Below are 15018 nucleotides of genomic sequence, written 5' to 3'. Positions count from 1 at the left end.
TTTACCCGAATGGTGCAACATTTTACTTAGAAGCATTCCAATAAGTTACATTAAAGTTACTTGCAGTTATATCTAAAATTCTTATGCTCGGTAATTTTCAACAAAGCAACCTGCGGATTGAGCTTGAAGCTTCCGAAACAGCGATTAGAGACAGCTTGTTGCGTCCGAGTCAATTGCAGCAGTGGCTGTGGCCGCAGCAGTTGTCTAGCGGTTTGCCAGAAGAATTTGCTCAAGGTTTGACCTTTACAAGTTGGCTAGGCCCCGTGGCAGTTCAGCATCACGTTGATATTGTTGAGCACAATTGTCTGCGGCTGTTATTGAGTCAGGGAATTGACGGATTTCACGAGTGGTATTGGGGCGATGGTTGGGTGCAGTCTCGGTTGGAAGGAGTTTCGCTGCTGCCTCTGAATTTGGGGCAAACTGCTAGTTTACTTCGGCTGCGGGAGTTTGTAGCCGGGAAGGGTAAGCGGAAGTAGATCAATGACTCTCCAAAATCATGAGAACAAAGTCTGGTAGTCCTGCATACCAACGAAAAATCCTAAACATTTTTAGGGGTAAAGAAACTTTGTAATCATGGATAAAATACCAGAAGATACTCACATGATTGGATATCTTTATAGATAGATGAAAACAAAGTCTTTCTTGCCAAACGAGATATCCTTTGCTGAAGGGTGTTATTGAATCTTTCCATATCAGAAGTTTTGCCAGTATCTTCCCCCAGAGATTTGTGTCGCTGGGGATTTTTTTTTGAGCCTGCCCAAAAATCTGTATAATAGACGGCACATTGTCTGTCCACTACTGGGAGGGAATCCCAAAAACCTTTAGCACCCATTTCAACTCGACTTCCTATATACACCCCTAGAATTTCTTTGCTTAAGGCATCAATTGGCCCGCTCTTTCCAGTGCTTGTTCCCCTTATTTCCTAAAAACGACTACATTTCATCACATTGGATCGTTAGCTTGCCTGGTTTTTTTGACTTTACTTGAACTTTCCGGGGGACTCATGCTAATTGTTGAAAAACAAGTATTGGAACCAGCGGGGGGACACCCTCGTGAATTTGACAATCGCCACTCAAGATATTTTTTCTAATAAAAGCCGATCGCTCAATTTTTTGTTTCTTCTGAAATCCTTTGATGTCTGGGGTTTTAAACAAACTGCCTGTGACAATATATACATTCAAAATTTTGCTTAGCGCTGGGGGTGGGACAATTTTTAACGATGTTTGGATAACCGAAACGGTGACAATTCATGGAGTTGAGAATTAACAAGGCTTAGGTACGTCGCATGATAACTCCTTACCCTTACTATGCCAGACAACCTGAAAGCCACTTCGCTGCCGAAAAACTAAGAGTGTGTTATAAAAACATAATTTGTTCCTTTCTAAAGCGCTATTCTCGATACAACGAACCCGGTGTGTTTTGACTTCGCGTTAATTATTACAAGAAAAATAAATATGCTCTCCATTCCAGGCATTGCCGTCCAGAAGCTGCTTTACGAAAGTGCTAACTCTCTGGTTTACCGGGCCCTTCGGGAAGCGGATCGCCAACCGCTCATCCTCAAACTTCTCAAAGAGAGCTACCCGACACCTCAAGAATTGCTACGCTACCGCACCGAATACCGCATCACCAGAGAGCTGAAAGAGGCGGGAGTCGTGCAAGTTTATGACTTGCAAAAATACCAAAACAGCCTGGTGATTTTTGTGGAGGACTTTGGCGGGGAATCCTTGAAAATATGGATGCAGCAGCGAAAGTTTAGCCTCAAGGAATTTCTGCAAATTGCGATCGCTGCCACTGAAACTTTAGGGCAAATTCACAGCACCAATATTATACACAAAGATATTAACCCTTCTAATATAGTATTCAATCCAGCGACCGGACAGCTCAAAATTATCGACTTTGGCATTTCCACTCAGCTAACGCGAGAAATGCCAACCCTGAAAAACCCCAACATTTTAGAAGGAACCCTCGCTTACATCTCGCCGGAACAAACTGGTAGGATGAATCGCTCTATCGATTACCGCACTGACTTTTACTCACTCGGTGTCACCTTCTACGAATTGCTGACAGGAAAACTCCCTTTTGAAACAGAAGACGCTTTAGAGCTAGTTCACTGCCACATTGCCAGACAACCAGTTTCCCCGCACGAAATCGATCCACAAATTCCCCTAATTCTCTCGCAAATTGTCAGCAAGCTGATGGCAAAAAATGCGGAAAATCGCTATCAAACTGCATTGGGTCTTAAGCAGGACTTAGAAATCTGTCTGGTTCAATTACAAGAAACCGATAGCATAGAAGAATTTGACTTGGGAACGCTGGATCTTACAGACCATTTCCTGATTCCCGAAAAGTTATACGGCAGAGAAACTGAAGTTGATAATTTATTAAAAGCCTTTGAAAGAGTTCGTAATGCTAGTGCCGAAATGATGCTAGTAGCTGGCTTTTCTGGGATTGGTAAAACCGCAGTAGTTAATGAAGTTCACAAGCCGATCGCCCGACAGCGTGGCTATTTTATCAAAGGCAAATACGACCAATTTCAACGCAATATTCCCTTTAGTGCATTTGTGCAAGCATTTCGGGAATTGATGGGGCAATTATTATCAGAAAGTGACGCTCAGTTACACAGATGGAAAACCATGATTCTCACCGCAGTAGGCGAGAGTGGGCAAGTCTTGATTGACGTAATTCCTGAATTAGAACACATCATTGGCGCTCAACCTCCTGCACTAGAATTGTCCGGGAGTGCCGCCCAAAATCGCTTCAATCTGCTGATGCAGAAATTTGTGCAAGTATTTACCACCGCCGAACATCCCTTAGTGATGTTTCTGGACGATTTGCAGTGGGCAGATTCCGCATCTTTGAAGTTATTACAACTGTTGATGGAAGATACGGGCCATCTGTTAGTATTGGGTGCTTATCGGGATAATGAGGTATCACCGGCTCATCCGTTTATGTTGACTGTGGATGAGATTGTGAAGTCTGGGGCAGTGGTGAATACGATTACCCTGCAACCGTTGAGTTTAGCAGATCTAAATCAGTTGGTAGCAGATACGCTGATTTGCGATTTATCTTTAGCCGGGCCCCTGACAGAATTGGTTTATCAAAAAACTCAAGGAAATCCATTTTTCTCGACTCAATTCCTCAAAGCGTTGCATGAAGATGGTCAAATTATTTTTAACCCTCCTCAATCCCCCACCCCCCTTTCATCCCCCCTTACCAAGGGGGGACAGAGGGGGGTACAAGGGGGGTGGCAGTGCGATATTAATCAAGTTAAATTTGCCGACGCCTCGGATGTGGTGGAGTTTATGGCGGCGCAATTGCAAAAGTTGCCTGCCGAAACTCAGGATGCCCTCAAACTGGCGGCTTGCATTGGGGCGCAGTTTGATTTAGAGACATTGGCAATAGTCAGCGAAGAATTACCAGAACAAACGGAATCAACGCTGTGGAAAGCCTTGCAAGAAGGACTCATTTTATTGATTTCAGAAGGCTATAACTTTATTCAAGCAGATGCTCAATCCCTGAATCAGTCTGTTGCTAATCCCACTTATAAGTTTCTGCACGATCGCGTCCAGCAAGCGGCTTATTCATTGATTCCCGACGAGCAAAAACAAGCCACTCATCTGAAAATAGGACAGTTAGTGCTACAAAGTTCTTCTGAGATAGAAATCGAAGAAAAAATATTTGATATTGTGGGGCATTTAAATCAAGGAATTGAGTTAATCAATCAATTAAGTGAACGCTCAGCCTTAGCCCTACTCAACTTAGAAGCTGGACGTAAGGCTAGAAATTCTACCGCCTACGCTGCGGCTAATATCTATCTACAAACGGGAATTGAGTTACTGACAGCAAACTGCTGGCAAAGTCAATATGAATTGGCGCTAAATCTTTATGTTGCTGCTGCTGAAATTGCCTATTTGAATGGTGACTTTGATGGTATGGAACAGATGGCAGCACTGGTTTTGCAAGAAGCTCAAACAATTTTAGATCGAGTTAAAATTTACGAAATTAAAATTGCCGCTCAGACAGCTCAGAGCAAGGTGTTAGAAACGATCGCAGTAGCAAGAGAGGCACTCTTACAATTGGGGATTGAACTCCCTGCCGAACCTGATGAAGCCAAGATTGGCAAAGCGCTACAAGCCCTTGCGGCTCTCCTCGGCGGCAGAAAGATTGAGGAATTGGTTGATCTACCTGTGATGACAAATCCACAGACTCAGGCAGCTATGCAATTGTCTGGTATGTTGTTTCCACCCATTTTCCAGGGAATGCCCGGTTTGCTGCCCCTGCTGAGCTCCACGATGGTGAGTTTATCACTCTCCTTTGGAAATGCGCCCCCATCGACGGTGGGTTATGCGATGCACGGGATGGTTTTCTGTGCCTTTTTACAAGAGGTGGAAACGGGCTATGGCTTTGGGCAATTGGCACTTTCATTGCTGGATAGGTTGAATGTACCCGAATTCAAGTCCACAGTTCTACTTTTGTTTGGTGGCTGGATTCAGCATCGCCAAGAATCTCTTTTGGCAACGATACCGACGCTGAAAGAGGGCTATAGGTTTGGTATGGAAACCGGCGACTTTGTAGATGCTGGCTACAACATATATATTTGCTTTTATACTCATTTATTCGCTGGTGTAGAACTAGACACTTGGGAACAAGAAATAGCAGGTTACAGGGCTGTCATGGCGCAGTTGAAACAATATTCTGCTCAGATTTATTTGGATATGATTCAGCAGACGGTGCAAAACTTGAGGGAAACCCATACTCGGCCGGATTTGTTAATAGGCTCTGCCTACGATGAAACGGTGATGATTCCCAAGCACTATCAGGATAATGAATTTACGGCGATCGCCTGTGCCTGCATCTTCAAACTGCTGCTTGCTTACTGCTATGGCAATTATACGGCTGCCCTAGACCATATTTCCCAAGTCAAACAGTATTTGATGGGAGTATCTGGATCGGCTTTTGTTCCCATTTTTCATTTTTATGCTGCCCTGACGCACCTGGCACTTTTTCCCACACAGCCAGCAATTGAGCAAACTGAAATTCTTGGCTTAGTGGAAACCCATCAAAGCACGCTGCAACAGTGGGCGCAAAATGCTCCGATGAATTATCTGCATAAATGGTATTTAGTGGAAGCAGAACGCTATCGAGTTTTGGGCAATAAAGCTGAGGCGATTGAAATGTACGATCGCGCAATTTCGGGAGCCAAAGAAAACAAATATGTTAATGACGAAGCCCTGGCCAACGAACTAGCAGCCAAATTCTACTCGGAATGGGGCAAAACAAAAGTTGCTCAAGCCTACATATTTGAGGCGTATTATTGTTATGTTGAATGGGGAGCCACTGCTAAGGTAACGGATTTAGAAACGCGATATCCTCACTTATTCGCGGTAACTCAACCGGGAAGGAAAAACACTCAAACTACCGTAGCAATGACAACGACTGGTTCGGGAAATCACCTAGATATTGCCGCAGTCATGAAGGCTTCTCAGGCGATTTCTGGAGAAATTATGCTAGATAAGCTACTGTCTAGCTTGATGAAAATTTTGATGGAAAATGCAGGGGCGCAACGAGGCTATCTAATTTTGTTAAGCCAGGGACAACTGTTCATTGAAGCTGAAGGAACCATCAATGACGAACTCGTCACTGTGTTGCAGTCAATCCCCGTTGAAACCTGTCAAGAACTTTCTTCCGCAATTGTCAATTATGTGAGTCGCACTCAAGAAAGCGTGGTACTAGATGATGCTGCGCGATCGGGACAATTTACCAACGACGCCCACATCCGAAAGCATCAGCCCAAATCAATTTTATGTGTGCCACTGATTAACCAATCTCAAATCATTAGTATTGTTTACTTAGAAAATAATCTGACAGCGGGAGCTTTTACCCCTGAAAGAGTGGAACTATTAAAAGTATTATCTGGACAAGCAGCTATCTCGATTCAAAATTCTAAGCTTTATACAGAAGTACGCGAAAATGAAAGCAGGCTGGCTCAACTCAACAAAGCTTATGAGCGATTTATTCCCCATCAATTCCTCCAGTTTTTAGAGAAATCAAGCATTATTGATGTGGAATTGGGCGACCAAGTGCAGTTAGAAATGTCGGTGTTGTTTTCCGACATTCGCGACTTCACCACGCTTTCGGAAACTATGACGCCGGAGGATAATTTCAAATTTATAAATTCTTATCTTTCTCGCATGGAACCAGTCATTAATGAAAATCACGGGTTTATCGACAAATATATTGGCGATGCGATTATGGCGCTGTTTAGCGGCGAGGCGGATAATGCGGTGAAAGCGGGAATTGCTATGCTGCACCGTCTCGCTGAATACACTCAAAACCGCGCTAATTCGGGCTATGCGCCGATTCAGATTGGGATTGGGATTAATACGGGTTCTTTGATGCTGGGAACTGTGGGAGGACCAAATCGCATGGACGGGACGGTCATCAGCGATGCGGTGAATTTAGCTTCTCGTGTGGAAAGTTTGACAAAAAATTATGGGGTGTCGCTGTTAATTACGCAGCCCACTTATGGGCGCCTGAAAAATCCTTCCCAGTACGCAATCCGCACTCTCGATACGGTAAAAGTCAAGGGAAAATCTGAAGCTGTGACGATTTATGAGGTGTTTGATGCAGATTCACCAGAAATTAAACAGGCGAAGTTAGCTACGCTGGAATTGTTTGCAGAAGCTAGGGCACTTTACTCGGAAGGGAAGTTATTTGAAGCGGCGCGACTGTTTTCCGAGTGTTGGCGTCAGAATCCGGGCGATCGCGTTGCTAAAATTTACTGGGAACGCTGTGAGTCTGCATTGTTGACTCGCACAAAAATCAAAGACAGGCTACACAATTTACATTAAGCGGTTGCTATACCTGAAAATTACACCAAAAGTGCGATCGACTGTTGAGACACTCTACAAACTAGGCGATCGCGATCGGGGCTACCACAAAGTATTTGCAGGGTGCTACCGGAAAAACTAAACATTTGTTACAAAAACAAAAATTTTTCGTTTCTAACGCGCTATTGTATACAGAAAGCTGGTGCGTTTTGAGTTAGCTTTAATTTTTAGCAAAAAAAACCAATATGCTCTCGATTCCAGGCGTTGCCGTCCAGACACTTCTCTATGAAAGCGCCAACTCTCTGGTTTACCGGGCCATTCGGGAAGCAGATAAAGAGCCAATTATCCTCAAACTCCTCAAAGAAAGCTACCCCACACCTCAAGAATTGGTGCGCTACCGCACCGAATACCGCATCACCCAAGAGTTGAAAGAGGCGGGAGTCGTGCGAGTCTATGACTTGCAAAAATACCAAAATAGCCTCGTGATGTTTGTTGAGGACTTTGGCGGGGAATCCTTGACAATTTGGATGCAGCAGCGATCCTTTACTCTTGAAGAATTTTTACAAATTGCGATCGCCACAACTGAAATTTTAGGGCAAATTCACAGCGCCAACATCATCCACAAAGATATTAATCCCTCAAATATTGTTTACAACCCGGAAACAGAACAATTAAAAATTATTGATTTTGGCATATCCACTCAGCTAACGCGAGAAACGCCCACCCTGAAAAACCCCAACATTTTAGAAGGCACATTAGCGTATATTTCACCAGAACAAACGGGGAGAATGAATCGCACTCTCGATTACCGTACTGACTTTTACTCCCTCGGTGTCACCTTCTACGAATTGTTGACAGGAAAACTACCTTTCGAGACTGAAGATACTTTAGAACTTGTTCACTGCCACATTGCTAGACAGCCAGTTCCTCCGCACGAAATAGAGCCAAAAATTCCCCTAATTGTGTCTCAACTTGTCAGTAAACTGATGGCGAAGAACGCAGAAAACCGCTATCAAACAGCCGGGGGGCTAAAGCATGATTTAGAAATGTGTCTGCTTCAATTACAACAAACCGATAGCATAGAAGAATTTGACTTGGGAAAGCGAGATATTACAGACCGTTTCCTGATACCCGAAAAGTTATACGGCCGGGAAAGTGAAGTTGATAATCTATTAGCTGCTTTTGAACGGATTGCATCAAGACGATCGCCCCAGCCCCCCTTAATAAATGGGGCTTCATGTGACTCCGTTAGTAGGGGCGGTGCCCCCGTGCCCGCCCAGGGCGGGGGGGGATCGCATTTATCCGGCAGTGAAATGATGCTAGTAGCTGGATTTTCTGGGATTGGTAAAACCGCAGTAGTTAATGAAGTCCACAAGCCGATCGCCCGACAGCGTGGCTATTTTATCAAAGGCAAATACGACCAATTTCAACGAAATATTCCCTTTAGTGCATTTGTGCAAGCATTTCGGGAATTGATGGGGCAATTATTATCAGAAAGTGACGCTCAGTTACACAGATGGAAAACCATGATTCTCACCGCAGTAGGCGAGAGTGGGCAAGTCTTGATTGACGTAATTCCTGAATTAGAACACATCATTGGCGCTCAAAGTCCTGCACTAGAATTGTCCGGGAGTGCCGCCCAAAATCGCTTCAATCTGCTGATGCAGAAATTTGTGCAAGTATTTACCACCGCCGAACATCCCTTAGTGATATTTTTAGATGATTTGCAGTGGGCGGATTCGGCATCCCTGAAGTTGCTACAACTGTTAATGGAGGATAGGGGGCATCTGTTAGTATTGGGTGCTTATCGGGATAATGAGGTATCACCGACTCATCCGTTTATGTTGACTGTGGATGAGATTGTGAAGTCTGGGGCAGTGGTGAATACGATTACCCTGCAACCGTTGAGTTTAGCATATCTCAATCAGTTGGTAGCAGATACGCTGATTTGCGATTTATCTTTGGCCGGGCCCTTGACAGAATTGGTTTATCAAAAAACCCAAGGTAATCCCTTTTTCTCGACTCAATTCCTCAAGTCGCTGTATGAAGATGGTCAAATTATCTTTGACCCCCCTGTGTCCCCCCTTACTAAGGGGGGAAGTAAAGGGGGGTGGCAGTGCGATATTGCTCAAGCTAGACTTACCCACGCCTCGGATGTGGTGGAGTTTATGGCGGCGCAATTGCAGAAGTTGCCGAAAGAAACTCAGAATGTTCTCAAGTTGGCGGCTTGCATTGGGGCACAGTTTGATTTAGAGACATTGGCAATAGTCAGCGAAGAATTACCCGAAGAAACGGAATCAGCACTCTGGAAAGCCTTGCAAGAAGGACTTATTATACTGATCAAAGAAGGCTATAACTTCCTTCAAACAGATGCTCAATCCCCTACTGAGTCTGTGGCTAACCCAATTTATAAGTTCCTGCACGATCGCGTCCAGCAAGCAGCTTATTCCCTAATACCCGAAAACAAAAAAAAAGCTACTCATCTCAAAATTGGACAGTTACTCCTACACAAATATTCGGACATAGAAAGAGAAGAAAAACTCTTTGATATTGTGGGGCATTTAAATCAAGGAATTGAGTTAATCAATCAATTAAGCGAACGAGAAGCCTTAGCCCTACTCAACTTAGAAGCGGGAGGTAAGGCCAGAAATTCTACCGCCTACGCAGCCGCAATGGTCTATCTGCAAACAGGGATTGATCTACTAACAGCCAACTGCTGGCTTCTTCAGTATGAATTGACCCTGAATCTCTATGTTGCTGCTACCGAAGCTGCCTATTTGAATGCTGACTTTGAGGGTATGGAACAGATGGCAGCATTGGTATTGCAAGAAGCTAAGACGATTTTAGACAAAATTAAAATTTACGAAATTCAAATCGCTACTCATGCAGCCCAGGGCAAGATGTTGGAGGCGATCGCAGTGGGTAGAGATGCACTCTTGCAATTAGGAGTTGAACTGCCTCCCGAACCTGACGAAGCTTTGATTAACAAAGCTCTACAAACCCTTGCCAGTCAACTCCAGGGAAGAAGGGTAGAAGAATTGATTAACCTGCCTGTGATGACCGATCTTCATACTCAGGCAACTATGCAACTGTTAGGAATGTTAATTTCACCCATTTACCAGGGACTGCCAGAATTACTACCACTGCTTAGCTCGACAATGGTGAGTTTATCGCTCTCTTTTGGAAATGCACCGGCATCAAGCGAGGGGTATGGAATTCACGGTATAGTGTTGTGTAGTTTTTTGAAACAAGTAGAAACTGGCTATGCCTTTGGCAAATTAGCACTCTCATTGCTCGAACACTTTAATATTCAGGAATTCAAGCCCGTCATTTTAGTTCTGTTTGGGGCCATGATTCAGCATCATCAGGAAGCTATGAGAGCAGCGATATCAACACTGAAAGAGGGCTATACGGCTAGCATAGAAACTGGCGATTTTCTACACGCTGGCAACAACCTAGGTTTTTACTTTCATACCAACTTTTTCAGTGGGGTAGAACTGGATACCTGGGAACCCGAAATAGCAGCTTACAGTGCTGTCATGGCGCAGGTAAAGCAATATTCTGCTCAGGTTTATTTAGATATGACGCAGCAGATGGTGTTGAACTTGAGGGAAGACGGGATTCTGTCGGATTGCTTAATCGGCTCTGCCTACGATGAAACGGTGATGATTCCTAAACACCATGAGGTTAATGAATTCACGGCGATCGCTACTGCCTACATCTACAAACTGCTGCTTGCTTACTGCTATGGCAATTACACGGCTGCGATCGATTACATTGCTCAAGCCAAACAGTATTTAATGGCAGTATCGGGATTAGTTCTTGTTCCCATTTTCCATTTCTATGCAGCTCTGACACACTTGGCACTCTTCCCCACACAGCCAGCAATTGAGCAAACAGAAATTCTTGGCTTAGTAGAAATTGATCGAACCACCCTCGAAGAGTGGGCGCAAAATGCTCCGATGAATTATCTGCATAAATGGTATTTAGTTGAGGCAGAACGGCAACGGGTGTTGGGTAATAAAGCTGAGGCGATTGAAATGTACGATCGCGCCATCTTCCTCGCTAAAGAAAATCAATTTCTCAACGAAGAAGCCCTTGCCAACGAACTCGCAGCCAAATTTTACCTAGAATGGGATAAAGAAAAATTGGCTCAACTCTACATGATTGAGGCGTATTATTGTTATATCCAATGGGGATCTACTGCTAAAATAAAAGATTTAGAAAGGCGATACTCCCCCTTATTAAAACCTATTCAGGTGGGAACAAAAAACACTAAAGCTAGCGCAAAAGTTACGACCACTGGTTTGGCTACTAACTTAGATATAACCACAGTAATGAAAGCAGCAACCGCAATTTCAGGTGAAATTTTGCTGGATAAACTACTGTCTAACTTGATGAAAATTTTGATTGAGAATGCGGGGGCGCAAAGAGGATATCTCATTTTATCAAACCAGGCAAAGCTATTAGTTGAAGCTGAAGGATCCATAAACTCCGAACTCGTCACCGTGTTGCAGTCAATCCCCGTTGAAACCTGTCAAGAACTTTCCTCCGCAATTGTCAATTATGTGAGTCGTACTCAAGAAAGCGTGGTACTTGATGATGCTGTCCGAGAGGGACAATTTACCAACGACCCCTACATCCGAAAAAATCAGCCCAAATCAATTTTATGCGTGCCGCTGATTAACCAATCTCAAATTATTAGTATTGTTTACCTAGAAAATAACCTAACAGCCGGAGCTTTTACCCCTGAAAGAGTCGAACTATTAAAACTGTTATCGGGACAAGCGGCTATCTCGATTCAAAATTCTCAACTCTATACAGAAATCCGCGAAAGTGAAAACAGGCTGACTCAATTTTTAGAAGCAATTCCAGTCGGGGTGTCAGTGCTGGATGCTTCTGGCAAACCTTACTATAATAATCGTGTTGCTATTCAATTATTAGGTAAAGGAGTTATTCCTAACGTCACCAGCGAACAAATATCCGAGGTTTATCAAGTGTATAAAGCTGGTACAGATCGGGAATATTCCTCTGCTGAATTGCCGATTGTGCGAGCGTTGAGGGGCGAAAGTGCCACCGCTGAGGATATGGAAATCCACCAAGGCAACAAGATTATTCCGATCGAGGCTTGGGGTACTCCCATCTATGATGAAAAGGACAATATTTCTTATGCAATTGTAGCCTTTCAAGATATCACGGATCGCAAAAAAGCGGAAACAGAGCGAATCAGATTTACCGCTGAACTGTTTCTACTCAACAAAGCTTATGAGCGCTTCGTTCCCAATCAATTCCTCCAGTTTTTAGAGAAATCAAGCATTATTGATGTGGAATTGGGCGACCAAGTGCAGTTAGAAATGTCGGTGTTGTTTTCCGACATTCGCGACTTCACCACGCTTTCGGAAACTATGACGCCGGAGGATAATTTCAAATTTATAAATTCTTATCTTTCTCGCATGGAACCAGTCATTAATGAAAATCACGGGTTTATCGACAAATATATTGGCGATGCGATTATGGCGCTGTTTAGCGGCGAGGCGGATAATGCGGTGAAAGCGGGAATTGCTATGCTGCACCGCCTCGCTGAATACAATGAATACTGCGCTAACGCTGGCTGTGCGACGATTCAGATTGGGATTGGGATTAATACGGGTTCTTTGATGCTGGGAACTGTGGGAGGACCAAATCGCATGGACGGGACGGTCATCAGCGATGCGGTGAATTTAGCTTCTCGTGTGGAAAGTTTGACAAAAAATTATGGGGTGGCGCTGTTAATTACGCAGCCCACTTATGGGCGCCTGAAAAATCCTTCCCAGTACGCAATCCGCACTCTCGATACGGTAAAAGTCAAGGGAAAATCTGAAGCTGTGACGATTTATGAGGTGTTTGATGCAGATTCACCAGAAATTAAACAGGCGAAGTTAGCTACGCTGGAATTGTTTGCAGAAGCTAGGGCACTTTACTCGGAAGGGAAGTTCTTTGAAGCGGCGCGGCTTTTTGAAGAGTGTTGGCGTCAGAATCAGGGCGATCGCGTTGCTAAAATTTACTGGGAACGCTGTGAGTCTGCATTGTTGACTCGCACAAAAATCAAAGACAGGCTACACAATTTACATTAGACCTATTGCAAAATAATTTTATGTCATAGTCAAAAGTTTTACCCCTTTTCTATGGCTGGGTGCAATCTTAGCTCAACGCACTGCTCATTAGCCGATTCATTCCACCTATCACCTAAATTCGACTCAACCTTTAAGCCGTCGGTACGGGCAGGCTAGACACAAAAAACCCCACAAAGAAGCATTATGGAGTCCTAGTTATTTTGCTGTTTCTGCTGGAGGTGCGTAAGAAAGAAGTTTTGAAGGAGTATATCAGAAATCAAGAAAAGCCGGCCACAGAAGAAGGGGCTTGCATCCCATTTTTTTGGTCAGTCCTTTCCTATTTAGTTTTTATTTTGCCTGCATTTTTTGCCGAATCTGCTCTCCGCGCCTAGCAGCAACTTGTGGCCAAGTCAACTCCAAAGCTCGCTGGCGGGCGGCGGCTCCCATTTTAGCGCGCAAATCAGGAGAATTAGATAGTTGGCGCAGTCCCTCCACCCAGGCGTCAGTATCGTAGGGAGGAAGAATTATGCCGTCAATGCCATCACGCACAACACCGCCTCCTCCCATCGGTGAAGCCAGAATAGGCAAACCATGACCCATCGCTTCATAGATGACGAGTGGGCTACCTTCCTCGAGACTGGGTAAGGCAAAAAAGTCAGCTTGGCGATAGGCAGAACTGTAGTCCAAAGCATAATCAAAGTGAACTACATCAGAACGTTCCAGCAAATGGCTGCAAGTTTGAGCGATCGCCGGTTCGAGTCTGCCAAAAATAGTCAGCTTTCCCTTAATCCCAGCTCGCTCCCAAGCCTGCAACAGTAGGTGAACCCCTTTGCGGACGCAGGCAAAGCCTAGGAAAAGGACGTTAACTTCCTCTGAAGGCGGTTTTTGGAATTGATAATTGGGGAAACGCTCTGGCGACCAACCTTCAGTGGTTAACAGCAGTTTTTCTTCAGGAACTCCGGCGTCTTGAAACGATTTTACTACTGCCGGACTGGGACAAAACAGGAAGTCAACTAGCTTGAGTTTTTGCTCTTCGTTCTTAATTGTTTCTGGGGTAATTGTGTGTTGAGGTTGCAATTCCAAGCGAGAGTAAGCATCGTCAAGGATACTCTTAGCTTGCCTTTGACAAGTATTAACTCGCTCCAAAAAAATCGGCTTACTCTGCTTGTTAACGCTCTTTACAGTATCTACTGAGAGACCGGGCCACAAGTAGGCAACATCAAAATTTTTGATATCTTTGAGAAAACGCTTCTCTGCCTTAATTTTGGGAGCACTATGGCTGCTGTAATACAGTTTTTTCAGCAATGACGGAATTGCTTCAACTATATTTGAGTCGCGACAGGAGCTATCGCAACTCGGGACAACCATGCGAGCCATCAGCTCAGGGTTTTGCCATTGTTTGCACACTGAAAAAAATACGTGGCTGATGGCTCGGTCATTGCAATGGATTGGGAATAAAGCACTCAGTTTTAACATGGGATTCATCTTGAGTTAAGTAAAGTTTTTTTACTTGTTTCTAAACACGGATATAGAATAATCCGGCTCGGTTTAGAGACCAGTCTCGTTTGATTGAAAAGTAGATTCGGCAGTCTGACAGTGGTTGTATGCTGATAAGATAACATTTAAGTGAATTCACTGACAAGACCCTGAACCAAAAATTATGTAATTTTACTGTAAAGAATAAAACAGGAGCATCCAAAACGCACTAATAATTTTTCCCATATGTTTGGCGTCCTACTAAATAGGGTTTTCCAAGCGTTTTAGATAACGTGGTGATTTAAATGGCTGCTACACATACTCTCATCCCGGCTCTTACGCACTAAGATAACCGACCGGGTATTAAGCCGGATTTGCTAAGTAATACCACATATAAAAACAGAATACGGAGAACCTCAACTTCGCGCCTAGTTGTCGGGACTCTAAAAGCGATCGGATTTTATGTTTAATTAAAGCGAGCTCCCAATCATTACCCAATACGCTTGGGTTAAGGAATGAGAATTAAATAACTTCCACAAGATTGTGGGATGGGCGTCCCGCCCGTCCACTCATGACGGGCGGGACGCCCATCCCACAATAACAATTAAAATTGTAAGTTA

General features: G+C 44.1%; 4 protein-coding genes and 2 pseudogenes. 4 read left to right on the top strand and 2 right to left on the bottom strand.

Annotated elements, in window-relative coordinates; genetic code table 11:
- The first annotated feature begins 83 nt into the window (after positions 1-83).
- Positions 84-476: a hypothetical protein gene (locus tag QUB51_RS17250; protein WP_333057711.1), complete on the top strand. Its 393-nt coding sequence runs from the start codon at positions 84-86 to the stop codon at positions 474-476.
- 79 nt (positions 477-555) lie between these two features.
- On the opposite strand, the pseudogene QUB51_RS17245 reads toward QUB51_RS17250, so the two are convergent.
- Positions 556-1251 (bottom strand): annotated as a pseudogene (locus QUB51_RS17245) (IS1 family transposase); the annotation flags it as partial.
- Positions 1252-1454: 203 nt separating this feature from the next.
- On the opposite strand from QUB51_RS17245, the gene QUB51_RS17240 reads away from it, so the two are divergent.
- The 3 genes and pseudogenes from QUB51_RS17240 to QUB51_RS17230 all read left to right on the top strand — a co-directional run.
- Complete coding sequence (locus QUB51_RS17240; protein WP_333262462.1) at positions 1455-6851, top strand: AAA family ATPase; 5397 nt, start codon at positions 1455-1457, stop codon at positions 6849-6851.
- Positions 6852-7075: 224 nt separating this feature from the next.
- A complete protein-coding gene (locus tag QUB51_RS17235; RefSeq protein WP_333262458.1) occupies positions 7076-12943 on the top strand; it encodes a protein kinase domain-containing protein in 5868 nt (1955 codons plus the stop codon).
- Between the two features lie 133 nt (positions 12944-13076).
- Positions 13077-13215, top strand: a pseudogene (locus tag QUB51_RS17230) (transposase); the annotation flags it as partial.
- 55 nt (positions 13216-13270) lie between these two features.
- Here the strand turns inward: QUB51_RS17230 and QUB51_RS17225 are convergent.
- Positions 13271-14299 carry a glycosyltransferase family 4 protein gene (locus QUB51_RS17225; RefSeq protein ID WP_333234344.1) on the bottom strand — a complete coding sequence of 343 codons (1029 nt, stop codon included), beginning with the start codon at positions 14297-14299 and terminating at the stop codon, positions 13271-13273.
- Positions 14300-15018 lie beyond the last annotated feature (719 nt).

This window comes from Microcoleus sp. AT8-A3 (assembly GCF_036705675.1).
In the GTDB taxonomy this organism is placed as follows: Bacteria; Cyanobacteriota; Cyanobacteriia; order Cyanobacteriales; family Microcoleaceae; genus Microcoleus.
Note: the sequence above shows the minus strand (reverse complement) of the source record. Positions and strands in the feature narration are given on the sequence as shown.

Coding starts and splice junctions, on each gene's coding strand:
- QUB51_RS17225 (WP_333234344.1), bottom strand. CDS start 14,299: ATGGCTCGCATGGTTGTCCCGAGTTGCGATAGCTCCTGTCGCGACTCA.
- QUB51_RS17240 (WP_333262462.1), top strand. CDS start 1,455: ATGCTCTCCATTCCAGGCATTGCCGTCCAGAAGCTGCTTTACGAAAGT.
- QUB51_RS17235 (WP_333262458.1), top strand. CDS start 7,076: ATGCTCTCGATTCCAGGCGTTGCCGTCCAGACACTTCTCTATGAAAGC.
- QUB51_RS17250 (WP_333057711.1), top strand. CDS start 84: ATGCTCGGTAATTTTCAACAAAGCAACCTGCGGATTGAGCTTGAAGCT.